This window comes from Mycolicibacterium rhodesiae, from assembly GCF_002086695.1.
GTDB classification, from domain to species: Bacteria; Actinomycetota; Actinomycetes; order Mycobacteriales; family Mycobacteriaceae; genus Mycobacterium; species Mycobacterium rhodesiae.
On the sequence record NZ_MVIH01000034.1, the window covers coordinates 1 to 22,133 of the forward strand.

A 22,133-nucleotide genomic window follows, 5' to 3' on the forward strand; every position below is an offset into this window, starting at 1 on the left:
GCTCGGAGAGTACGTGTCGGTCGCTAGCCAACGTGATAGCGAAGCCGCCCTAGTAGACAAGGAACGCCGGGAGCTACGCGAGCTGCCCGACGACGAGCATGCCGAGCTAACTGCGATTTATGAGGCCAAAGGACTCTCACCGCAGACCGCCGCGCAAGTCGCCGCCGAGTTGAAGAACCACGACGTGCTGGCCGCACATCTCGACGCCGAACTGAATATCGACCCCGATGACCTCGCCAACCCGGTTCACGCAGCGGGCGCATCGGCGGCAGCTTTCACTGTCGGTGCGTTGCTGCCGCTGCTGGCCATCTTGCTGCCCCCGCCCAGCTTGCGGGTGCCGATTACCTTCGCGGCCGTGCTGGTTGCGCTCGGCCTGGCCGGAGCACTCGGCGCGCGCATCGGCGGCAGCAACATTCGCCGCGCCGTGCTGCGTATCGTGATTGGCGGCGCGCTTGGATTGGCGTTCACCTACGGTATTGGGCATCTTTTCGGAACGGCAATCACCTGACCCTCCTCACAACCCAACATGTTCAAATATCGTGACGGGATGGGCTAGCGGTGACCCGACCGAACGCTGCAAATCGGCGACATTCGAGATCCTGTTAACGAAGCGAGGTCATTGCCGCCGCCCTGCTAACTGCGCGAAAGGAAAGAAGAACGGTGCACACAACTGACAGTAACCGGTGAGCCGCGCGCCAAGGCAATGCGATCCGAGAACCCGTCGCGACGCCGACTGGTCGGCAGCTCGTGTGACCGTCGACGACCAAGGCGTCACCTACCGAGTCCTGTGGTCAGCCGAATACTGCGTGTACCTAGGGCTGTGTGACTCCTACCCCAGGCTGTCATGGCAGGCGGAGAACGTAAATGACGCACTCGACGGAATTCGGCGGCAAGTCCAGGAACGCGCACAACGGTGAGTCGCTAACGCATTTGCACGGTGAAACCGAAACTAATTACCGCTGTTGGCGTTGTCGCCCCATACCGCCCGGGACCCGGCATCACCGATCCGCACGACTGCAACGATGGACGAAATTCCTACGACTACCGCCAGAAGCAGCACCGCGATATTGGCGGCGGCTCGGCGCTTGTCGGATCGGCCCTCCAGCCAGTGCAAGAAGGCCAGCGCAACGGCGACTAGGAGAAGCGCAATCGAGAAGTAGATCATCTGTTCGCCGCGCTCGGCGTGTGTCTGCAGTATTGCGGTCGGGTCTTTTTCCTGGTCCAGTAACCACTGGCCCGCTTCGGTGGTCAGCGGCGTCAACACGGTTGTCACTACTGCCATGGCCAATACCAGCCAGACCAGCCGACGCCTGGCTGCCGGCCAAAGTCCGCATAACATCTCCAAGAGCGCGGTCGCTGGCGCGAGGACGACGACGAGATGAACCAGCAGAACATGGGCCGGCAGGCCTGCGATCGTGGTAATTGTCAACTCCTGATTGGGTCGGGCCTTCATTTGGCGAAGGGAATCACCGGGCTAACTTCGAGGGCCTGGGTCACGTCGGGAAGCAGTTGACACGTCAAGGACCTGCATGACGAGCGTGCGAGTTGATAGGTCCAGCACACCTTAGCTATTGGCCCGGTACCTGGCGTGCCGATACCGATTCATCTCCGTACATCGGTGCGGTCATCAGGCGTCGGAGGGTTGGCCTGCTGCGGAGTTCGTGTCCGTTTTGCCCTGTTGGTTGCGCACGCCTGATGCAACGGCGTCGCCGAGGTTGTGGTCCACGTTGTGCCAGTAGGTGAATGCGCGTTGCAGAATCGGTTCGGATACGCCGTCGAGTAGGTGGCCGACGATGTTGTCGATTAGTCGCTGGCGCTGCTCGTCGGTGAGTACCTTGCGGACTAGGGTGCCGGCTTGGCCCCAGTCGTCGTCCTCGGAGCGCAACGTGTACGCGGCGCGGACCATGTCACCGTCGGCGTGCCAGAGCCCGGCATCGTCGGTGCGGGACGGGTCGGCCGTCGGGCCGCCGTAGGAGTTCGGCGCGTACACCGGGTCGGCGACGTTATGGACCCGCATCGGCCCGTCTTTGCTGTAGCTGTGCACGGGTGCGTGCGGGGCGTTCACCGGGATCTGCTTGTAGTTGACACCGAGGCGGGCGCGGTGGGCATCGGAGTAGGCAAACCCCCGGGCCAGCAGCATCTTGTCGGGGCTCAAACCAATACCCGGCACGAGGTTGTTCGGTTCGAACGCGGCCTGTTCGATCTCGGTGTGGTAGTCGGTGGGGTTGCGGTCCAGTGTGAGGCGGCCGACCTCGGTGAGCGGGTAATCGGCGTGCGGCCACACCTTGGTCAGGTCGAAGGGGTTGAACCGGTAGGTCCTGGCGTCCTCGTAGGCCATGATCTGAACGTTGAGCGTCCAGCTGGGGAAGTCGCCGCCGGCGATGTGTTCGTAGAGGTCGCGGGTGTGATAGTCGGCGTCGGCCGCCGCCATCTGATCGGCCTCGTGCTGGGTGAAGCATTCGATGCCCTGGTTGGTTATGAAGTGGTACTTCACCCAAAACTTCTCACCGTGCGCGTTGGCCCACATGTAGGTGTGGCTGGAATAGCCGTTCATGTGCCGCCAGGTCCGCGGGATCCCGCGGTCTCCCATCAGCCAGGTGACCTGATGCGCTGACTCCGGGGAGAGCGTCCAGAAGTCCCACTGCATGTCGTGGTCGCGCAGGTTGTTGTCCGCGCGGCGCTTCTGTGAGCGGATGAAGTGCTGAAACTTCAGCGGGTCGCGCATGAAGAACACCGGGGTGTTGTTGCCGACCATGTCGTAGTTGCCCTCGGCGGTATAGAACTTCAGCGAGAACCCGCGGGGGTCGCGCCAGGTGTCGGGGCTGCCGCGCTCGCCGGCGACGCTGGAGAACCGGATCAGGGTGTCGGTCTTGGTCGCTGGCTGAAACACCGCCGCCCGGGTGAAGGCGCTCACGTCGTGGGTCACTTCGAAGTGGCCGAACGCACCGCCGCCCTTGGCGTGGGGCTGACGCTCGGCAATGCGTTCCCGGTTGAAGTTCGCCATCTGCTCAATGAGGTAGTGGTCGTGCAGCAGGATCGGCCCGTCGGGGCCGACGGTGAGCGAGTGCTCGTCACTGGGGACCGGGGCACCGGAATCGGTGGTGGTGGGGGGGGTTGGCTGCGGTCGGGTCATTGCTGGTGTCTCCTTGTGTACTGGTGACGACTTGTTGTTTCGAGAATCACTGGACTGGGGTCGAGGGGGGATTCAAAGGCGACTCGATCGTGGGCGCCGGTTGCGCGTAGCGACCGGCGGACTCTCGGACTATCTCGGTGGCCGGTGGCGGGACAGGGCCGTGGTCGTCGGCGTTGACGAGGCGGAAGACCAACGCAGCAACAGCGGCGCCAACCAGCTCGGCCACCAGGTAAAGCCATAGGTTTGACCACGAGAAAATCCCGATGACGCTGCCGCCGATCGCGACGGCCGGGTTGAACACCCCCCCGCTGACTCCGCCCACGGCTATCGCGCCGGCAGCGACGGTGAAGCCGATCGCGAGCCCGTAAAACGAGTTCACCGGATGGTCCTTGCTGGTGGCGACGTTGAGCACGACATAGGCCAGCGCGAAGGTGAACAGAAACTCCGCCAGCAAGGCTGCACTCATGGTTCGGCCGGTGAAGCTCAGCGCCGCCGGGGTCGACGAGGTCGGACTGATGACCAGGTTGGCCGCGGCTGCGGCCAACCCGCCGCCGAGAATCTGGGCCAGCCAGTAAGCAGGTAAGTCCATCAGCGGCAGCCTGCCGCGCAGATACACCGCCAGGCTGACGGCCGGGTTGTAGTGTCCGCCCGAGACATGGCCGCCGGCGTAGACCATGACCATCAACACCGACCCGATGGCCAGCGGGGCCAGCGCTGACGTGGTGAGGACAACACATGCGACGGTGAACACCAACCCGAACGTGCCGATGAACTCCGTCGCGTACTTGCGCATCTTCGCTCCAACCAATCGTGGGTGCGGCGCCGAGGTGGTGAGCCGCCCGCGAAACCCACGCCGGGCGGCCAATTTGGCATCGCTCGCGACATCGGTTCCTGACCCAGACAGTGCCAACCAGTTCTGCGAAACTTCTGGGAGACCACAGTTCACCGCCCTCTACCGTGCGAGGATTCGCGCTATGGCATCTGCCCGCACCGGCGCTGCCTGCTCCACGCCGGCCGCTGACGGCCACCTCCTAGTGATCGAGGACGACCGCCAGCTCGCGGCGCTGCTCGAACGCTTGTTCCTCGGCCAGGGGTACACCGTGGACCTGGCCCACGACGGCCAGGCCGGCTTGCACCGAGGACTCAGCCGCTCGTACACCGCGATGGTGATCGACCGCGGATTACCCGTGCTCGATGGGGTCGAACTCCTGTCACGCCTGCGGTCTCGCGGCGTGGTCACCCCGGCGCTGGTCCTCACTGCTCACGGCACCCTGTCCGACCGTGTCGAGGGCCTGGATGCCGGCGCCGATGACTACCTGGTCAAGCCGTTCGAGATACCCGAGCTGCTGGCGCGGCTGCGCGCGCTGCTGCGCCGCCACAGCGAACATGCCACGTCGCTGCCGGTCTGCGGGCGACGGTTCTACCCGCAGCAACGTCACGTCGTCGATGACGACGATAGCGGGGACCCCGTCGAGCTGACCGCCCGCGAATGCGCACTCCTGCAGGTCCTGGCCATCAGACCGGGACGCACTTTCACCCGCGAGGAACTCCTGGCACGGGTCTTCGACGGCGCGGAGCGTCCCGGCGCGGTGGACACCTACGTCAGTTACCTGCGCCGCAAGCTCGGTAAGGACGTCATCGTGACCATCCACGGCCTCGGCTACCGCCTCGGTTCCGCGTGACGCGCCGCCGCGAAACTCAAACCCCCGCCGAGCTGGCCGATGCCGCGGTGCTGCGAAGGGCAGGACGCAGCGCCGCACTACGGTCGGCTGTGCTGCTGGCCGCGGCGCTGGTCGTCATCGGTCTGCTGGTCTACCTGGTCGACAGCCACCGCCAGCGGCAAGCCACCGATCGGGAACTCGCTGACATCAGCCGCATCGTTGACGATGTGACCGATCCACCGCCGGGTATGGCCTTGGCGTTACGCAGCCCTAATGGAACGGTCAGCCTCAGTGCGAACGCCCCACCAGGTGCCACCTCGTTTCTTGATCTGCCCACCGGGTACAAGGACGTGTCGGACAACGGCGTCGACTACCGACTGTTGGTGCAGGACAACAAAACTGGACGAGTCGCGGCGCTAGTCGACCAGCGACCCCGGAAAGCGGATGAACAACGCCTGCTCGCCTCATTGGCCGGGGCCGAGATCCTCGGGATGCTCGGCGTCGCAGCTGCGCTGGGGATAATGTCGCGCCGCGCCGTCCGGCCCCTCGCCGACGCCCTTGCGCTACAGCGCCGATTCGTCGCCGACGCCTCCCACGAACTGAGAGCACCGCTGACCGTGTTACACACCCGCGCTCAGATGCTCGCGCTGGAAGCCACCCACGAACCGATCAGCGAGCCGATGCAGCGCGAGATCGCCGGCCTGGTCGCAGACACCCGCGCGCTGGGAGAAGTGGTGAACGACCTGCTGGTCTCCGCTGAACGCGCCGCACACCCCGAGAGATGGCAACATCTCGATCTCGTCGCCCTCGCCAAGCAGGTGCGAGACAGCTACCGCGCGCACGCCGCCGCCGCAGGCGTCGGCCTCGAGGTCGTCAGCGACAGCCGGACCGTGCCGCTGACAGGATCAGGCCCGGCACTGCGGCGAGCAGTCTCAGCCCTCGTCGACAATGCGATCGCACACGAGCGACCCGGTGGCCGGGTGGAATTACGAATTGATCACGATGACAGCGCTATTCGCCTGGCAGTCGCCGACAGCGGAATCGGCCTCAACCCTGACCAGACCCAGCAGTTATTCACCAGGTTCGCCCACGGTCCCACCCGACCCGACGGTCAGCGCCGCTACGGGATCGGGCTGGCCCTAGTACAGGAAATCGTCGCCGCACACGCCGGACGCCTCGTCGTCGAAGGCGCTAGCGGCCGCGGCGCCACATTCACCATCCTCCTGCCCCCCACACCGCAACCGAACCCCACCCACACACTCATCGGCAAAACTAGACAGACACTCCGCCGCCCATTCCGACAAGGCCCCGACCACCGCGGTAGCGCGCGGACCGACGCGTGCTGCCGGAATGCGCGCCGCCGTTGGCGGATAGGTCGGCGCGACAGCGTAAAAGCTGAACAGGAACGCGGCGAGCGTGGCGAGTCTGATGCCAACAGCGATCATTGATCGTGTCCTTCTCGACGGCGGCCTCGACCACCTGCCGCGCAATCGGTTAACGCGTCGCGATCCAAGCGCAGCCCGCGCATCCGCGCGCTACATCGCCGCCAGCTCGACCCACTCCGAGCGGTGTGACCGTGGTGTCCTCAGTCGTGGGGATGCGCCTCAGCGACCGCGTCGATCCGGCCGGTGTCAAGTACGGCCGCCGGGTCAGAGGCTGAGGTCATAGCCCTGGTCCCTTTCCTGGCTCCGGGATTGGCTCTGGTCGAGCCCCAGTACGCGGTCGAGGGCTCGATCCCGTTGTCTACGTTGAGATCTCCGATGGCTGATGAGTCGGGCGGTGACGGTGCGGTGATGTTCGGCGACGAGGGAGGCGACCCGGTCGGGTAGCTCATAGTCGGGGGTCTCGGCCGCGGTGTGGTGGGCCGTGCGGGCGGGGGTGTCGTGGCCGATGATCTGGCGCAGCACCCGGCCGGCTTGGGTGGGGCTGCCGCGGTGGGCCAGGTGTACCCCGTCGGTCCCGGATAGGTCGCGGTGTTGGTGGTCGCCTTCGCCGACCGCGCGGTGGTAGAGGTAGGCGTGATTTGATGCGCGGCCGCGGGTCAGGGCGACGTAGGCCAGGTTGCGGCTGGCGGTGTCAGCCAGCACGGCATGGGTGGTCTCGGCGGTGACGCCTTGGGCGGTGTGCACGGTGACCGCGTGCCCGAGCTGGACATGCTCACGCAGGTAGTCACCACTGAACACGGCCCATGCTTGGTCGCCGTGCCGGCGGGCGGCGATCCGCGGATGCTCAGGGTTGGTGTCGACGGCGACGACGTGCCAGCGTTGCCCGTTGCGGACCGGCGCATCGGCCAGCGGGCCGCTACGGTCGGCGGCGGTGACGGGGAGGGTGGGGTCGTTGCTGCGGGTGACGATGACGTCGCCGGCGCTGATGTGATGGTTGCGCGCCCCGGTCACCGTCGCCACCTCGAGCCCTTCGCGGGCGCGGTCAGCGACGGTGTGGTCGTGGACCCGGCAATTCAGGGCGTCGGTGATCTCGACGGTGTCGGCCAGCAGCAGGCTGTCTTTCCCGGCCGCCAGATCGCGGTGGTGGGCGGTCAGCGCGTCGGCGGCCATGGTGACCCGATCCCCGCACGCGAGGCGGTGGTGCTCTTGGTACCAGTCGATCGCGCGGCGCACCGGGGCGGGCCCACCATCACGCAACGCCAGGGACGCGGCCCGCTCGGCAGGGTCGTGCTGGCGCCACACCTCGCTCAGGCGTTGGGTCCAGGGCAGCTCGTCACAGAGTTGGGCGAACATCCCGCCGCGCGCTTTGACCGGCGCCAGCTGGTGGGCGTCACCGACCAGCACGGTTTTCGTCCCGGCCGCCGTCGTCGCGGACAGCAGTTGGCGCCAGTGACCGGTGCCGACCATGCCGGCTTCATCGACGACGACGACGTCGAACGGCCCCAACTCCAGCTGGCCCTCGGCCAATCGTTTCAGGGCGGCGTGCATGGTGTAGCCCTCTGACGCGGCGCCTTCGGCGAGGGCGACATCGACGGCTTTGCCGGTGGGGGCGATCACGATCACCCGCGCTTTCTGGCGGCGTTCGACGATGGTGCGCAACGCCCACATCGAGGTGGTCTTCCCGGCACCGGCCGGCGCGCTCAACGGGACCACCAACTGCGGGGTGGACGCGATCGAGCTGACCACCTGGTGCTGCTGTTCGGACAGCCCCAACACCGCGGCGGTGTGCTCGGGACGCACCCACGACATCGCCCGCACATTGGTGGCGTCGACGAGGTCGAACACGCGTCGTTCCTCGGCCAAAATGAGGTCTACGGTGTACCGCTGCGAGCCCTCCCGCTGATGCGGTAAGAGTGGCCCGGACAGCCGCATCCCGACCGCGTCGACGCACGCTTCGATGAGCTGGCGCGGCGTTGCCGCGCCACGGTCGCCGGCACTGTGGGAGCCTGCGACGGGGGCGTCGATGAGGGGGAGTTGGGCGCCGATAACTTCGATCAGATCCGCGCGCGTCAACGCGGCCTTATCGCCCCGGGCGGCCATGGCCGCCACCGCGCGCCGATTCACCGCCACCCCGGTGCGGGTGACCCGCGCCGCAGCCTGGCGGGCGGTGTGTTCACGCTCGGTGCGGGCCTGGCGTTGCGCGGTCTGCGACACGTGAAAACCACGCTCGTCGGCGTGCCATTGCGCGCGCAATTCCTGCCAAGACAGGGACTCGGGTTTGCGCGGTCGGGTGGCCTTCTGCGCGGCCGCCAACTGCGCCGCCGACACCTCCTCGACAACGGTCAGATTTGACGCCGCCCACTGCCGCAACTGAGTCGACCGCTGCGACCACGCAATGATGGTTGTGGGGTCGATTCCGGCGAGCTCGGCCATCCCCGTGGAGGGGTCGACGGGGCCCCATTCGATACCGGTCAGGCGGTGCAGTTCGTGGCGCAGGGTGGCCTGGTAGATGATCCCCGCCGCACGCGCTTCATGAAACAACGACGTGCCGTCGATGGACACCAGCCGGCCATCGGCGCGGGCCTGCCGGTTGGGCACCAACACGTGGGTGTGCAGGTGCGGATCCCCCGCCCGCGAGGTCTCGTGTTGGTAGGCCGCGGCTACCAAACCGGGCAGCTTCTGCAGATCTTTCTCTCCCGTGACCGGGTTGTGCACGCGGGTGTAGCCGGCATGGGCCGCCAAGTACTCGAGCGCTTCGGCGATCGCCGTCTGATGCGCCGCCGACACCGCCTTGTCGATCACGTCGTCGCCGAACGCCCGCACCAACGACACCGACTTGGGCGCGCAGAACGTCAAATCGAACCCGTGCACACCGCTCCTGCCGTGCGCACGTCCACACTCCCCTGACGGCGCAACCCCGGCGTCCAGCCAGCGCGCCACCACGTCGGGATCAGCATCCCCACCCGCACGCTCACCGTCGGTCAAACCGACCAGTTCCGCGACCACGCGAACGTCCCCCGCGCACGTCCATACCGGGGTGCGGGTGTCGCGTTCGGCGTAGTACTCCGCCAACCCCCCGTTGGCCTTCTGCCGGTCGGCCACAGCGTCGCCGACCGCCCGCGCGGTGTCGTTGTAATAGTTCACCGACCACAACGACAACTTCGCCACCGTCAACACCGCACCACCCCCTTCACCGGCGCCAAGGGAACTCCAAAAACGACGACAACACCAAGCATCGCACACAATTGTGCAAATGTGCCATATCGTTAGAGCGGTAGAGCAGTACTGAAGTCGGGGGTGGGTTGTGAGAGGGGCAGCGGGGATGCGGGGATGCGGGGAACGGGCGAACATGGGAACAGCGAGAGGGGTGGGAGAGAAGCGGGAGGCAGTGCGGAAGACGTGAGTGAAAAGCGACGAAAAGGCCGCTGGTGGGGGTGCTGAGAGTGGCGTCTGGCCGCACCGTCAGCGCGCCGGTTCGCAACCACTAGGCGCCTCGTCGACCGAACGTTCAACGGTGCGCTCCATCGCGTCGCCGCGGACCGCACGGTGGTCTGCTGCGAGTCGGTTCATCGCGCCGCCGTGCCATGTCTGGACCGACAGCCCGATGTCGCGCCGCGCCGTTGGGCGCGTTCGGTGAGCACTCGGCGGATCTCTTCTTGGGCGGCGGTGATCCGGGCCCGCGCTGCATCGGTGAGCACCACTGGGTGCGGCGTCTGGTCGATGCTGGCGGCGGCGCAGCCGCCGGCCTTTGTCGGCGCCGTCTCGGGGGGTGTCCAGGACAGCCGTCGCAACCGGCTGGCCAGGAACGCACCGGGGTTGGCGATGTGGTCGGGCCAGGTCGTTCCTCGGGTGCGCATGTCGGCGTTGAGGGCGTCGTTGACCGCCCGCGCGGACCACACTGCGGGGTCGATGCCGGCGCCGGTGAGTGCATCGCAGATGGCACCGATGTGGGCGCGGTCGAGACCGTGGGTGAGCGCGACCAGTCCCGCGGCGAGTTTCTGGGTGGCCAGCGGTCGCGCGGTAGCGCGCCGCGGCCGGGCTTGTCGCGTGTTGTCGCAGCATCGGTTGGCGGGCGCGCTTGCGCGCCCGCTTGGTGAGTAACTCCCTACGGGAGAAGAACAACTGACACCGCCTGACGGCGGTAGGTGGAAATCATGCACGAGCGGTGGGGTCGCTGGACGGGCTTCGCGACGCGGGACCAGGTGGTACACCGAGGGTCGGCGGCCGACGCTGGGTGTGGTTGTCGAACCGTGGCCGCGTTGGGCTTCCACGGCCCATCTGGAGGCCCGCAGCACGCGCCAGGCGGCGGTGACGGTGCGTACGTCGCAGCCCACCTTGTCGGCGATTGTCGCGCGGGTGACGGCGACGTGGCGGCCGGTGCCGTGATCGGCGTGCTCGGCCATCACCGTGGCGATCGACAACAGCGTGGCCGTGGTGATCGACACCCGCGCCTCAGCGCACAGCTGTCCGAACGCCGGGGAGTGCACCCACCGAGACAGCCCGTCGAGCCACCCGGCGCGACTGGTCCACATCGGCGCGGACGGTGCGCAGGAGCCCGCGCGCGTCACCCAGTCACGACGACGCTCATTGGCGTGCGCACGAGCCACATGGGGGCTGCTGGAACCGGCGCTGCTGAGTGCAGCGCCGAGTGGTGCCGGCCGCGCGCTGCTGGCGCGCTGGGAACCGGTGTGGAGGTCACGATTCGCGCACTCTTTTCGCGGCGTATCTAGAACCGCAGTAGAACGTGCGCTACCGTGAGACGTGACCGGCAAAGTCATCGTCCCTTCGGGGATATCGGGTGCGGACCCGGAACCGAGCGCCAACTCGGTTCGAAACCCCCGACAGGGCCTCGCTAACGCGGGGCCTTAGTCATGTCAGCGGGAGAATCCGCACACCAGCTATTCAGATGTCACGTAGGCCAAGACGCCCTGCCCTCCAAGCAAAGTTTGGGGTCCTGGCGGGTGATCACATCGCCAGCGGCAGAACCTCCTTGTCGAGTTCGCGAACAGCCTCGGGACGCCCGACCGCGATAGCGAGCAGGTCGGCCGAAAGCTGGCTGACGCTTGTGCCGCGTTCGGCGGCCATTTCGCGAAGCCGGGCGTAGACGGATGCGTCAGCGCGAACCTTGATCTGCTCGCGCGGACCTTTGTGCGGTTGGGCCATGCACCTGATCTTCACGCAGAAAGACCCATGTACCTGGTACCGACACGCGCACATCCCGCCTCTCCTTTCACACGGCTACCGTTCGGCTTGTGATCGATGCAGCCGAGCTGGAGGCGGCCATCACGGCGGTGTACACGGCCCAGCTCCCGATCCCGACGTGGTGGCCGGCTGAGGCGCGGTCGGCGTTCATCGAGGAATACGCCAGCGAGGCGGCCTGCATGGTGCTCTCGGAGATGGACTCGATCGGCGACCGGATGAGCGACTGGGCGGCCCGATCGCCTCGGCGCAACAGGTTCTGCTCAACGAGGCCTGCAGCGAAGTGCAGTACGACCTGACCGAGATGATCGCCAACAGGAGCGCCCAATTGACGGCCGAAGCTGTCTTCAACCACGGTCCGCCTCGCGCGCAGCAACACGTGGTGTGGCCGATGGCTCATCAGGGCCGACTTTAGGCCGCCGCGCCGACGACGCGCGCGGCGTTCGAACCGGTGCAGCATGGGCCGCCGAGCATGTCCAGGATCGGGGCGCCGGTCGATGCGGGTCCGTGGATCACCGACCGCAACACCCGTTCGAAGGCGAGATCCACTGCCGGGGCGTCCTCCAGGAGCAGATCGAGGAGCTTCTCTGCGGCGGGGGTGTTGAACGGATTGGCTGTCAGCTGCGCACACAGCGCACGGACCTGGGACGCGAAGTCCCGAACCGCACTCACGTCGTCTTGGACCGTGCCGGGAGTTTCCATGCCCTCACTGTAAGAGCGTGCGTGCATACATGCAAGCAACTTGCGTGCAAACTACTCCTAGTCCTGCATGTAGGATGCGTGCATGCCCAATTCGGCTGGGGATGCTCTCGACGGCGGTATGCCCGGCGCTGCCGGTAACGCGCTGCCCTTGCGTAAGCGGCACCAGAAGGTGCCGTTGAACACCTATGTGCGGCCAGGCACGCAGCAGCGCGTGGAGGTGTTGAAGGACCGCGGGTATGCGGTCACCGACATCGTGGATGCGGCGCTCAACGAGTTTCTGGACCGGGCCGGCGTGCCTCAGTCCGAATAGCCCTTCGCTCCCCCTCATGACCAGCTTTTCCGCTACTTCCTCGTAGTGGCCCGTGTGCGCGGTGGGTGGTGGCTGTCCAGGCTCGACCGTAGGTCGACCGCGCAGCGGCGGTTACCGGCCTTGACGGCCACCACCCATCGTTTCGCCACAATCGAGGCCGAGGAAGACGTACGTGCGCAATTGAACGCTTTAGCGTTATAGCGCTATAACGCTAAAGCGTTGTTTAGGCGCGTTTGCGGCCGGGGCCGCTATGGGTGGCGGCGCTGCGTTGCAGCTCAGCGACGATTTCTGCTGGGGTGAGCTGTTCGGCGAGCCGGGTAAGCGCCAGTCGGACGACGGCGCTGCGAGTGGCGTCGACGCGTGGCTTGGTCGCGCGGGCCGCTGCGCGCACAGCCTCGAGGGAGGCGTCCGTGGTGTCATCGAGGTAGATCGACACTTTCGTGAGGTCGGTGCCGGAGGCCGGCGGGGTCGTCGTCGAGGCAACAGGGGCCGCCGGCGGCTGCGCCTTGGGCGGTTCGGATACGGCTGCTGGCGATGGTGCGGCGGGCATGTCGACCGGCGTGCGACGCGGTTGGTGTCGCGGCGGCGGGATTGTGCGGCGCGATGTGGTCGACTTCGAGCGCATGGCGGTGAGCGAGTCCAGGCCGTCAGCCATTGACGTACTCCTTCACGAAGGTGCTGAGACCGGTGAGCGCGGCCGCGACTTTCTGTAGCGACTTCGCAGGTGGCGCTTCGGCGGTGATGGCGATGCGCTTCTTGCGTGTTCCTACGTGCAGCGCGGTCGGTATCGGTGGAGCGACCTGTACGGGTGTGTTGGCGATGATGCTGCGCAGTCGCTGAATTTCGGCGGCCGGTGGTGTTGTGGGGACGAAGTTGGGGACGATGACGAGCGGGTAGTCGGCCGCCTCATTGACCAGCTCGGCGGTGGCGTCGAGTTCAGCGGTGCGTAGCGCAGTCGGGGCCAGCACGATGTTGGCCACGGCCAGGGCACCGTGGGCAGCTGGGCTGGCGCCGGGATGGGTGTCGACCACGATCCACGGTTTGCCCCATTCGGATGCCCATTTGGTGAGGGCATCAGCCATGGTGTTGGCGTCGGGCTGGTGGTCATAGAGATCGGGATGACCTGGAATGAGGTCGGGCTTCTTGAATCCGCGTAGCGGCCGCGGCGCGGTGGCGCCCGCTTCCAGTGCATCCAGAAGCCGTGATCGTGGGTGATCTTGGGGGCGATACCCCCACTTGGCCGTCACGCCTCCCCCGTCGTGCTCTAGATCGACGAGAACCGCATCCAGCAGATGGGCCAGCTCGTAGGCCAGGAAAGACTTGCCCACACCACCCTTACGGGAGTGGCACACAGCAATGTTGACTGTCACATCAGCATTATAGCGCTGTAACTCTGTAACGCTTAAGTGCTACAACGTTTTACCGTTTAAGTTCTATAACGTTAGAACGACAGAAGGTTATAACGCTTTCCGGGCTCACGCCGTGGACCCACTCACGGCTTCCGACACGTACGCGCGGCCTTGGTTTCGTCCGCTGGGCGTTGTCCTGTTCTGAGTCAACTTCCACTGCGACAGATCGCCCATCTTTGCTGCTCAGAGTGCTATCGGCCGAAGTCCTGCACGGTGGTTTACTAGCTTCCCGCTTATGCAACGAGTAGGGCAGCTTCCCTGCACACCCTGTATTTCTGCCTGCGGCGACCTCGAAAGTATGGACCGCGCTGACCGCGCGGCGCCGGAGCCGCTCCGCCGTTCCGGTCGTATACGCCCAATGGAGCACCGCCCATGAGTACCAACGCCGCCGTCGTCAGCATCGTTGCGATCGTCTGCTTCTGCCTTCTAGCAGCCTATGTCGTTCGCACCACCGGCTCGACCACCGGCATTACCGATATCGGCCGCGCAGTAGCCGACATAATCGATGCGCTTACCGGGCGACGGTGATCTCGCTCATGCACCACGTCAAGGACGTGACTGCAAGAGCGAGTCGACGGTGCTGGTCTGTCGGATGTAGTGCCGGAGGTCGGGAGAGATGTAACCGGCGTAGCGGCGCATTCGGCGAATCAGGTTGTTGACGTCGGCGACGCGGACGGGCTCGTGGTGAGCTACCCGGTTGCGCGCCTTACGCATGTCATCGAGGCCGGAGTGAATTTTGTGTCGCTGGGACCCGGCCGGGTAGAGAGCTTCCAGATGTGGGTTCCAGAGAAGCGTCGTGTGCCGCGAGCTGGTCAGCAGGACCCAGAACCCGAAGGTCAGCTCGGCAAGGATTTTTCCGGGAGGGGCGGACGGGCCGCCGGCCTTGGTGCGTGCGGAGGCCAGGTCGGCGTGGGTGCGGGCGTCGTTGCCCGGTACCGCCGGGAATAGCGCGGTGAATGAAGCTGGGTCGGTCCAGTGGGCTTCGCCTGGCTGGACGGCGTTCATGAGTGCCCGGTCGTAGAAGTTGCGAAGGCCAACTTCGAGGTGGGCAAAATCGTGCAGCAGTGCGGCGTTGAGCTGGGTGTTCCATTCGTGCAGGTCGAGAGCACGGGTGCGGTCCCCACCGGCCAGGAGCATGTACGTGTGGAATCGCTGGGGGCTCAACCATTGTTCAACCCAGGGGCCCGGTGCCGTCACCGTTGAGTTCTATCAGGGGTCCACGTACGATTGGGTGCATACAGACCGGTGTGACGTGTAGCGCGTGCCCGGTTAAAGCCAGGAAGAGCCCGGTATTCGGTCCTTGCGACCGACCCGGGCTCTTTGCTTTGAGCAGCGCTGTCTGCGGCTGAAAGGCCATCTTTCGGTCGCGGTCCAGGGCCCCAGAGCCCTCCGCTATGCCGAAACATGTCGGTTCGACCTGGGACAATGGTCGCAGCACGGCCCGCGACCACTTGCCTGGAAAAAACTTTCTCCAGATTTCAGGGGTAGGCCGTACGCGCGGACTTAAGAGGAAGCGACAACCGTAGGGATCGGTTGTCTCTTTCTCGCCTCCTGGAGATGTAGCCATGGATCGACCGGCACGCCGCCCCGGCCCGCCCGTTGATGCCGCGCGCTTACAACCGGACAACCAGGGCGACATCCAGGACGTCGACGAGGGCTTGGTCGGTGCCTGGCTCGACGACCCTGATCTGGCCGCCGAACTGGCCGCCGAGCTGGAACGACTGCGGCGTCTTCAAGCCGATGAGGAGCTGCTGCTGGCGCTGCAGTTGGAGCAATTCACCGGCCGGCTGTGGGAGCGGTTCTCCCGCGAACTGACCCGCTACGGCCTCGGCGTGCTGCGCGCCTGGATCCGCCACGGCACCATCTACGGCAAGGCCAAGACGCTGACCGGCTACGGTCTGGGCCGCATCGAGGGCTGGCCCGACGACCAGACCATCGACGACATCGCCACCGACACCGTGGTCGCCGCGCTGATCTACTTCCGCGACAAGGTGCTCAAGACCCACCGCTGGCAACCCTCGGGAGGTGCATCGCTGAGCACCTTCTTCATCGGCCAGTGCCTCTATCAGTTCGCCAACATCTACCGCAGCGCACTGCGGGCCGAGAAAGAGCGCATCCAGGAGGCCACCACGCCGATGGACGAACTCCCTGAAGACGAGTTCGACGTCATCAAGGGCATCGAGGAGACCATCGTCGCCAACGACACCGTGGCCGAAGCGATGGCCCTGCTGACCACCGACCGGGCGCGCCAAGCACTGTTCCTGCAGGAACACGGCTTCACCCAGCGCGAGATCGCCAACAAGCTGGGGCTGCGCGACGCCAAGAGCGTGGAAAACCTCCTCGGCCACCAACTCCGCCAACTCCGAAACCGAAAGAGGACGTCGTGACCACCATCAAGCACCTCACCGCACTGATCGACGCCAGCTCGTTGGGCACCCCCACCGCGCGGGCAGCCCGCAGGTCGGTGACCGCCGCCGAAGGCGACGCCCTGGCCCGCCGCGCCTCCGAGGGCGACCGAAACAATTCCGGGGAATTCAGGGATCGAGCCGACGAGCGCACTTATAGACCGGTATCCGGCTCAACACCGGGCCGGACAAACCGAAAGGACAAGACAATGGCCAAGGGCCATCACCGCAGCGCGACCACCGGTCGCTACGTCAAGGCGTCCACCGCGGCGCGCAACCCCAAGACCACGGTCACCGAACGGGGCGCCAACCGCAGCAGCGGAACCCATCACCGCAGTGCCATCACCGGCAAGTTCGTGAAGGGCTCCACGGCCGCACGTCACCCCAACACCACCGTCACCGAACGCGGTTGAGCATCAACCAGATTCGGCAGTGTCCCCTCGGCTCGACAGGCGGGTCGAGGGGACACCAGACCGACCCACTTCCGAAAGGCGAAATCCCATGATCCGTACCACCGTTGAAGCCCTCGGCGGCGCGCAAGCCGTCCCCAGTGAGCTGATCCCAGTCCGCGAACTGCATCAGCGCCTGATCAATCAGGTGACCACCAGTGGCGGCAACATCGTCCTGGCCGACACCGCCGGCAAGCCCGCCGCCGTTGTCATGTCCCTTCAGCGCTACGAGCAGCTGCTCAACGAGCTGAACACGCTGCGCCGCATAACCGCCGACAACGCCTGATGGCGGGGGAGGGGCATCACGTGCTGACCGCCGACGACGTGCGAGCTCTCGACCGACGCGCACGCAAGGTGGGAGACGTTATCGGCTGGGATCTGCAGTTCGTCGTCGCCCCCAACGCGGAGTACGTCGGTCTGGCGGCCGGCGGCGGCGCTGAACACACTGACGAGATCATCGTCCTCGGCCCCAGCCGGATCACCGATCTCGCCGTCCACGAGATAGACCTCGCACTCGACGCACTCCAGCGCGGCGAACGGCACATCATCCTCGACGAAGACGGCGACCCCCGGCTCATCTGAACAGGCGGGGCGTTCTTTTCTACGGCTCGCCAGTCCGACCCGCATAGCGGTCCCGGGCGGCTCGGCGTTCACCATTGGCGGTGTCGCTGTTGAACTCCGACGCCAGCTGGGCGTAGCCGACATCGAGGTCATCCGGGTCGGGCTCGACTTCCACGTGAATCACTTCGACCTCATTTTGGGGGAAGGCCGTAGCGGGCGCGGATCTCGTCTTCGCCGAACGTGCGGCCGGCGGCGATGTCGGCGTCTGCTTCTCGTAGCGTTTCGCGGAGACGCGCCACGTCAACGGATGGATCATCGATGGGCCAGTCATCGAGATCATCAACAGGCCAGTCGTCCTCGGCAGACGGCTCATCGCGGTCATCCGGGATACCGAGGTCGGGCCGTTGACGCACCGGCGCGGGGGAGCAGCGGCCCTGCACCACCCCGGTATCGCCGCTCTCTTCCGTCACCTTCGCAGGATAGGCCGCCTCGCCGAACACGGGGAGCTAGCCGCAGTTCGCCAACCGTGCACGATCATGATCCAGAGCAGTAAAGATGTTCGGATGGCTCAGAGCGACCGCATCTCCGCCGACATCCTGCTGTCGTTGCCCGTGGAGTTGAAAGAGCGGATGGTCAACACCATTACGTGGACACGGCCGTACACCGGCATCAGTCACCAGCAGAAGTTCATCCGCAAAGCCATCACCGACCTGTGCGACCGCTTTGAAGAGGAGTTCAACGCCGGTGAGGCGTTCGAGCCGGGAGCCGTCATCCCCGACGAATGACACATCGTCCCCGACGAAGCAGCGCAACACGCCCAGGTTGCCTGCTTCCATTCGGATGCATCTAGCTGCGAGTACAGTGAACGGGGTGCCGTTAGTGCGCCCAAAATCCGGTTGATGCCAGCACATTCCCCAGACTTTTCTGTCACCCCGCTTAGGCCTTGATGCCGGTAGACTTGCCGCACAATCGCAGTAGCACGACTGTGTCCACATCCGGTCGCTACCCTCGAAAACCTTCTCTCCCGCCCCGTTAGCGGGCTCACCGAACAACTGCACACACAGCCAGTTCCGTAGGTTATCCAGCCATCGAAATGTACTGCTGGACTGATCTTTTCATGGTTTCACCCATGAGAAGGCGCGTTATTTGCGCGTCGAAGCCGGGTCTTCCCGGCTTTTTTTGTGCCCGGCCCCGGTCGGGCACTTTCTGTTGGTACACCTCGCAAGGAGGTCAATATGGTCGTCTCGGGCGCGTGGAATCTGATCTGGATTCTGCCTGTGCTGGTGATGGTCTACCAAGCGGTGTTCTGCCGGCGCGATGAGCCGTCAGAACGCATCGTGGCCATCCTCGGTGGGCTCGCCGAGATCGTGGGCGCCGCCGCGGCTGCGCTTCGCGAGTGGCTTCGGTAGCCCCCTGAAATGAGCGTCCTTTCCGCCGGGAGAAAGCTGCCGATGCCGCCGTAGCCTCCTTGTGCGCGGACGTCCCCGTCAGCGGCTTCACGCGCATTACCACGCTGGCTTTCGCCTCGCAGTCGTCGAATCTCGATTTCGACGCGCGAGGCTTTTTCATGCCCAGACACGGCCAGGGGCCGCTCCTGCGCGGTCACATAGGCCGTCACATGGCGGACCAGCGACCAGTTGCGGGCGGCCTACTGCAGCACTCGACGGACCCATGTACCGATCGGGGCATTAAGGCAGCGACCGGACCCGGGCTCGCCCGACACCAGACGACGCCAGTGCTGCGCCGGATGTGGCTGGCAGCTGAGGACCGGCCAGCTCGACTGTGAGTCCTGGTCGAAAAGGACGTCGTCAGCCTGAATTGCTTCGATGAGCACCCACTGAGTGCTGATCTGGTTTCTCATGCCCGTGAACGGTAGTTCGACGCCGAATACTCTGCTGCACAGCTTTTTGGCGGCCTCGCGCGCTCCTGAGTGGGGCACGGGATTTTCAGACCCAACCGGGCCGCTTGCGGGCCGGGCGGGAGCCGTCTCGTGTCTTTTGCGCCAGACCGGGGGAGCCAGGCCCCGCTCGAAGGCTAGCCGCGGCGCGACGGGTGGCGAGCGTCTGCGATCTGCTGCAGCTCGTCGAGGGACAGCAGGTAGTCCTCTCGGTGGAATCCGCGGTCGCGGCTGGCCTTGATGCGGCGGTGTTCGGCAACCATGCGCATGTAGGTGTCGAGCATGAGGGAGTGAGAGTTCCCCTCGTCGTTGCTCTTCCACTGTTCGTGCAGTTCAGCCCACCGGCCGTCGCTCATGAGGAACTCGACGTAGCGGGCCATGTGGTTTTCGAGGCCGTCGTTGCCGTCGAAGCCCCGGAATTCCAGCTCGTACTTGAGGTCCTCGTCGACTGCGGTCCCGTCCTTCTCCAGCCGCCGGATGCTGAAGGTGATGATGCGGAACATGTCGAGGATGTCCAGGACACGGCCACAATCACGCTTGGACAGCTCGGGGCTGAACCCGGCGACTTCACGCCAGTACTCCCCGGTGTAGCCCGCCTCGATCACCCGCGCACGCCCCAGCTGATAACCGAGGTCTCCGTCCACGTCGTCGTTGTCCTCGGGCAGCACGCGCGCGAGGATGCGGTGAAGCAGGGAAAGCACCTGCCGGTCAGCAATCCGCATCGTCTCCGGCGCCGGCAGGTCACCGTGGTCCTCCTTGGACTCATAGCCAGGGACGAGCGCGGCCATGAGTAGATCGCGGACGTACTCGCTGACGGTGACACCCTCGGCGTCAGCCATGTCCTTGAGTTCAGCGCGGACCTGATCGTCGACTCGGATATTCAAGACAGCCATATCGCCCTCCTTAACGTAATTTTGTATGACAAACAATAAACAGTGTCACACAACACTACGTGTGTGACAAGGGTGTTCAGGGGGACACGGTGTCGCCAGGAGCTGTTCTCGTTTCTAGAGAAACGAGACAGCAGTACGCGGCCCACCTTGCGGTCGAATAGCGCCAGGTCGCACCGTCTCATTTCTTGTCTCATACCGCGTGTCTCAGATCTTCAATGTCGGAGGTCGATGAGACGGTGGTGGCGTGACAACGATCCTTGGGTATGCGCGGGTGAGCACCGCGGGCCAAGACCTCGATGGACAGCTGGTCGCACTTGCTGCCCAGGGCATCGAATCCGGCCAGATCTTCACCGACAAGCTCTCGGGTGCGGTGAATACCGACCGGCCAGGCCTGTCGGCCCTGCTGCACTACGCCCGCGAGGGCGACACCGTGGTCGTCACCGCCATCGATCGTCTCGGGCGTTCCGTCGCCGAAGTTACTCGCACAATCGCGGAACTCGGCGAACGTCGAATCCTGTTGCGCGCCTTACGTGAAGGCATAGATACCGGCACACCGACAGGCCGCGCGGTGGCCGCCATCATGGCCACCCTGGCCGAGCTGGAGCTCGAGCTCGGCCGCGAGCGCCGTGCCGCTTCTCGTGACTCCAGGCGGGCGCGCCGCCTGCCGGCCACTAAGCCCGCCAAACTGACCCTTGAAAGGCAGCAACAGCTCCGTCGTCTCGCTGAGACCGGAGAACCCGTTCATGAACTCGCTAAAGCGTTCGGCATCAGCCGAGCCACGGCATACCGGTACCTCGCTGCACCCGTGGACAGTCAAGTCCTGGAGTCGAGGCAGCCGTCATGAATCTGACCGAGCTGGGCGCGGCCCTTGGCCCCTTTTTCGATATCTCAGGCAGCCCCTCACACCAGCAGCTCCGCGATGCATTCGCCCGCCACGGCCTCGGTCATCTCGACCCCGCGCCAGAGGGAAGGACATCGAACGGGTCCCACCTGGGCAAGATGAAGCGAATCCGACATGTCTTCGCCTCACCAGCAGCGCACAACGCGACTGCGGGGCTGCCCTTGGCCCGAGAACTTGTGGCGCTGTGTCGGGCCCACGGGGGCTTCAACCCTGACAGCGAGAGTTACGCCGGCAGTGCGAGAGTGACCCAGCTCGTCCAACGCCTTCGCTCCGCTCGGCTTCACACTCGAACCCGACGGGTCCACACGGCCGACCGTCATCGACAACCTCAGCGGCACAGAACTCACAGTGACGCTGCGCAGCTACGTCGACAGAATCAACTCCAGCCCCGACGACGCACCTCTACAGGTCGGCACTGGCAAGGAACTCGACGAAGCCGCCGCCCGGCACGTTCTGACAGAACTTCTGGGTGACTACCCGGTGTCGGGCAACTTCCCGGTCACGTTGACCAGTGCTTTTACCGCTATCGGCATGGCCACCCCCACGGAGCTGCCGAAGCTCGATCCCGACCCGCACCGCGCAGTGCATCAATGTCTGTTCCTGCTGGCCACCGCGGTCAATCGACTCCGAAACGACGCCGGCACCGGCCACGGGAACTCGACGGCGGCTGAGGCTCTAGCGGCCAGGACCCACTCCTGACGGCAACCCACGATCACATGTAGGCAAAGCCCCAGCCTCCCTATACTGTCTAGATGCACCCCACCAAAAGCGGGGTGGTCCAACAAATTCAGTCCGGTTCACGGGGGCGGGGTCTCTGTTCTTTTGCATTAACTGGTGAAATTGTTGCCTTTGCGATTGAGTGGAGCCCCATGGAGGACGATCCGCAGCCGAGCTTGGGGGCGGCCCCCACGCCGCCGGCGGAAAGGCGGCGGGATATCTCGGCGATGGCGGGTGCAGCGGACCATTCCGGCGAGCCGCACGGTGGCGGCGTTGCGGGCAGGTTGAACTGGTTGCGGGCGGCAGTTCTTGGCGCGGACGATGGGATCGTGTCGGTCGCCGGCATCGTGGTCGGCGTCGCGGGTGCCACCACTTCCCGCGGCCCCATTTTCACTGCCGGATTGGCTGGGTTGGTCGCGGGAGCGGTATCGTGCGCTCGGAGAGTACGTGTCGGTCGCTAGCCAACGTGATAGCGAAGCCGCCCTAGTAGACAAGGAACGCCGGGAGCTAC

The 22,133-nt window shown here is 65.4% G+C and carries 27 protein-coding genes and 1 pseudogene; 14 read left to right on the forward strand and 14 right to left on the reverse strand.

Annotated features, from left to right (window positions below):
* On the forward strand, positions 1-508 hold a 508-nt coding region (locus tag BST42_RS28495), incomplete at its 5' end, for a VIT1/CCC1 transporter family protein (protein WP_110918825.1).
* Between the two features lie 441 nt (positions 509-949).
* Here BST42_RS28495 and BST42_RS28500 read toward each other — a convergent pair.
* From BST42_RS28500 to BST42_RS28510, 3 genes are all read right to left on the reverse strand, one after another.
* Positions 950-1,423, reverse strand: a complete 474-nt coding sequence (locus BST42_RS28500) for a DUF2231 domain-containing protein (RefSeq protein ID WP_110918829.1) — start codon at positions 1,421-1,423, stop codon at positions 950-952.
* Positions 1,424-1,627: 204 nt separating this feature from the next.
* Positions 1,628-3,133, reverse strand: coding sequence for a catalase (locus BST42_RS28505; protein WP_083123063.1), 1,506 nt, complete (start codon positions 3,131-3,133; stop codon positions 1,628-1,630).
* 46 nt (positions 3,134-3,179) lie between these two features.
* Entirely contained in the window at positions 3,180-3,926 is a 747-nt protein-coding gene (locus BST42_RS28510) for an MIP/aquaporin family protein (RefSeq protein ID WP_083123064.1), read from the reverse strand.
* Between the two features lie 181 nt (positions 3,927-4,107).
* On the opposite strand from BST42_RS28510, the gene BST42_RS28515 reads away from it, so the two are divergent.
* Together BST42_RS28515 and BST42_RS28520 are read left to right on the forward strand one after the other, a co-directional pair.
* A complete protein-coding gene (locus BST42_RS28515) occupies positions 4,108-4,815 on the forward strand; it encodes a response regulator transcription factor (protein WP_083123065.1) in 708 nt (235 codons plus the stop codon).
* Positions 4,812-6,242 carry a sensor histidine kinase gene (locus BST42_RS28520; protein ID WP_237159635.1) on the forward strand — a complete coding sequence of 477 codons (1,431 nt, stop codon included), beginning with the start codon at positions 4,812-4,814 and terminating at the stop codon, positions 6,240-6,242. The genes BST42_RS28515 and BST42_RS28520 overlap by 4 nt, the downstream gene beginning before the upstream one ends.
* A gap of 201 nt (positions 6,243-6,443) precedes the next feature.
* Here the strand turns inward: BST42_RS28520 and mobF are convergent, their stop codons facing one another.
* The 5 genes from mobF to BST42_RS28545 form a co-directional block, all read right to left on the reverse strand.
* Positions 6,444-9,356 (reverse strand): MobF family relaxase, encoded by a 2,913-nt coding sequence (gene mobF / locus BST42_RS28525; RefSeq protein ID WP_083123066.1) that lies wholly within the window; start codon positions 9,354-9,356, stop codon positions 6,444-6,446.
* 389 nt (positions 9,357-9,745) lie between these two features.
* The gene (locus BST42_RS28530) at positions 9,746-10,711 is read right to left on the reverse strand and encodes a rep protein (RefSeq protein ID WP_237159636.1); all 966 of its coding nucleotides are present in this window, start codon (positions 10,709-10,711) and stop codon (positions 9,746-9,748) included.
* A 433-nt stretch (positions 10,712-11,144) separates the two neighbouring features.
* A complete protein-coding gene (locus tag BST42_RS28535; protein ID WP_036405108.1) occupies positions 11,145-11,342 on the reverse strand; it encodes a ribbon-helix-helix protein, CopG family in 198 nt (65 codons plus the stop codon).
* A 67-nt stretch (positions 11,343-11,409) separates the two neighbouring features.
* Entirely contained in the window at positions 11,410-11,778 is a 369-nt protein-coding gene (locus BST42_RS29800) for a hypothetical protein (protein ID WP_165760959.1), read from the reverse strand.
* 11 nt (positions 11,779-11,789) lie between these two features.
* Complete coding sequence (locus BST42_RS28545; protein ID WP_083123067.1) at positions 11,790-12,080, reverse strand: hypothetical protein; 291 nt, start codon at positions 12,078-12,080, stop codon at positions 11,790-11,792.
* A gap of 82 nt (positions 12,081-12,162) precedes the next feature.
* Between BST42_RS28545 and BST42_RS28550 the strand changes: the two genes are divergently transcribed.
* On the forward strand, positions 12,163-12,390 hold the full coding sequence (locus BST42_RS28550; protein WP_083123068.1) for a hypothetical protein: 228 nt from the start codon (positions 12,163-12,165) through the stop codon (positions 12,388-12,390).
* A gap of 223 nt (positions 12,391-12,613) precedes the next feature.
* On the opposite strand, the gene BST42_RS28555 is transcribed toward BST42_RS28550, so the two are convergent.
* Both BST42_RS28555 and BST42_RS28560 read right to left on the reverse strand, forming a co-directional pair.
* Entirely contained in the window at positions 12,614-13,045 is a 432-nt protein-coding gene (locus tag BST42_RS28555) for a hypothetical protein (protein WP_083123069.1), read from the reverse strand.
* On the reverse strand, positions 13,038-13,760 hold the full coding sequence (locus BST42_RS28560; protein WP_083123070.1) for a ParA family protein: 723 nt from the start codon (positions 13,758-13,760) through the stop codon (positions 13,038-13,040). The genes BST42_RS28555 and BST42_RS28560 overlap by 8 nt, the downstream gene beginning before the upstream one ends.
* 411 nt (positions 13,761-14,171) lie before the next feature.
* Here BST42_RS28560 and BST42_RS29805 point away from each other — a divergent pair, with 411 nt between their 5' ends.
* On the forward strand, positions 14,172-14,327 hold the full coding sequence (locus BST42_RS29805; RefSeq protein ID WP_165760958.1) for a hypothetical protein: 156 nt from the start codon (positions 14,172-14,174) through the stop codon (positions 14,325-14,327).
* A gap of 18 nt (positions 14,328-14,345) precedes the next feature.
* On the opposite strand, the gene BST42_RS28565 is transcribed toward BST42_RS29805, so the two are convergent.
* On the reverse strand, positions 14,346-14,996 hold the full coding sequence (locus tag BST42_RS28565; protein ID WP_083123071.1) for a CAAX protease: 651 nt from the start codon (positions 14,994-14,996) through the stop codon (positions 14,346-14,348).
* A 368-nt stretch (positions 14,997-15,364) separates the two neighbouring features.
* On the opposite strand from BST42_RS28565, the gene BST42_RS28570 reads away from it, so the two are divergent.
* The 4 genes from BST42_RS28570 (at position 15,365) to BST42_RS28585 (ending at position 17,235) form a co-directional block, all read left to right on the forward strand.
* Entirely contained in the window at positions 15,365-16,186 is an 822-nt protein-coding gene (locus BST42_RS28570) for an RNA polymerase sigma factor (protein ID WP_083123072.1), read from the forward strand.
* Complete coding sequence (locus tag BST42_RS29970) at positions 16,183-16,617, forward strand: hypothetical protein (protein ID WP_110918828.1); 435 nt, start codon at positions 16,183-16,185, stop codon at positions 16,615-16,617. Before BST42_RS28570 ends, BST42_RS29970 begins: the two co-directional genes overlap by 4 nt.
* An 88-nt stretch (positions 16,618-16,705) precedes the next feature.
* Positions 16,706-16,939, forward strand: a complete 234-nt coding sequence (locus BST42_RS28580) for a hypothetical protein (protein ID WP_083123073.1) — start codon at positions 16,706-16,708, stop codon at positions 16,937-16,939.
* Positions 16,940-16,959: 20 nt separating this feature from the next.
* Positions 16,960-17,235: a hypothetical protein gene (locus tag BST42_RS28585; protein WP_237159637.1), complete on the forward strand. Its 276-nt coding sequence runs from the start codon at positions 16,960-16,962 to the stop codon at positions 17,233-17,235.
* Positions 17,236-17,254: 19 nt separating this feature from the next.
* On the opposite strand, the gene BST42_RS29815 is transcribed toward BST42_RS28585, so the two are convergent.
* Both BST42_RS29815 and BST42_RS30385 read right to left on the reverse strand, forming a co-directional pair.
* Positions 17,255-17,398 (reverse strand): hypothetical protein, encoded by a 144-nt coding sequence (locus BST42_RS29815; RefSeq protein ID WP_165760960.1) that lies wholly within the window; start codon positions 17,396-17,398, stop codon positions 17,255-17,257.
* Positions 17,399-17,405: 7 nt separating this feature from the next.
* On the reverse strand, positions 17,406-17,684 hold the full coding sequence (locus tag BST42_RS30385) for a hypothetical protein (RefSeq protein WP_272818755.1): 279 nt from the start codon (positions 17,682-17,684) through the stop codon (positions 17,406-17,408).
* A 93-nt stretch (positions 17,685-17,777) separates the two neighbouring features.
* Here BST42_RS30385 and BST42_RS28595 point away from each other — a divergent pair, with 93 nt between their 5' ends.
* Positions 17,778-17,999 (forward strand): hypothetical protein, encoded by a 222-nt coding sequence (locus BST42_RS28595; RefSeq protein WP_237159638.1) that lies wholly within the window; start codon positions 17,778-17,780, stop codon positions 17,997-17,999.
* 450 nt (positions 18,000-18,449) lie between these two features.
* Positions 18,450-18,623, forward strand: coding sequence for a hypothetical protein (locus BST42_RS29820; RefSeq protein ID WP_165760961.1), 174 nt, complete (start codon positions 18,450-18,452; stop codon positions 18,621-18,623).
* A 625-nt stretch (positions 18,624-19,248) separates the two neighbouring features.
* Here the strand turns inward: BST42_RS29820 and BST42_RS28600 are convergent.
* The gene (locus BST42_RS28600) at positions 19,249-20,004 is read right to left on the reverse strand and encodes a YfbU family protein (protein WP_083123076.1); all 756 of its coding nucleotides are present in this window, start codon (positions 20,002-20,004) and stop codon (positions 19,249-19,251) included.
* A gap of 244 nt (positions 20,005-20,248) precedes the next feature.
* Between BST42_RS28600 and BST42_RS28605 the strand changes: the two genes are divergently transcribed.
* The 3 genes and pseudogenes from BST42_RS28605 to BST42_RS28615 all read left to right on the forward strand — a co-directional run.
* Positions 20,249-20,848, forward strand: a complete 600-nt coding sequence (locus tag BST42_RS28605) for a recombinase family protein (protein ID WP_083123077.1) — start codon at positions 20,249-20,251, stop codon at positions 20,846-20,848.
* Positions 20,849-21,253: 405 nt separating this feature from the next.
* Positions 21,254-21,604: an abortive infection family protein gene (locus BST42_RS30255; protein ID WP_237159639.1), complete on the forward strand. Its 351-nt coding sequence runs from the start codon at positions 21,254-21,256 to the stop codon at positions 21,602-21,604.
* A 245-nt stretch (positions 21,605-21,849) separates the two neighbouring features.
* Positions 21,850-22,133, forward strand: a pseudogene (locus tag BST42_RS28615) (VIT1/CCC1 transporter family protein); the annotation flags it as partial.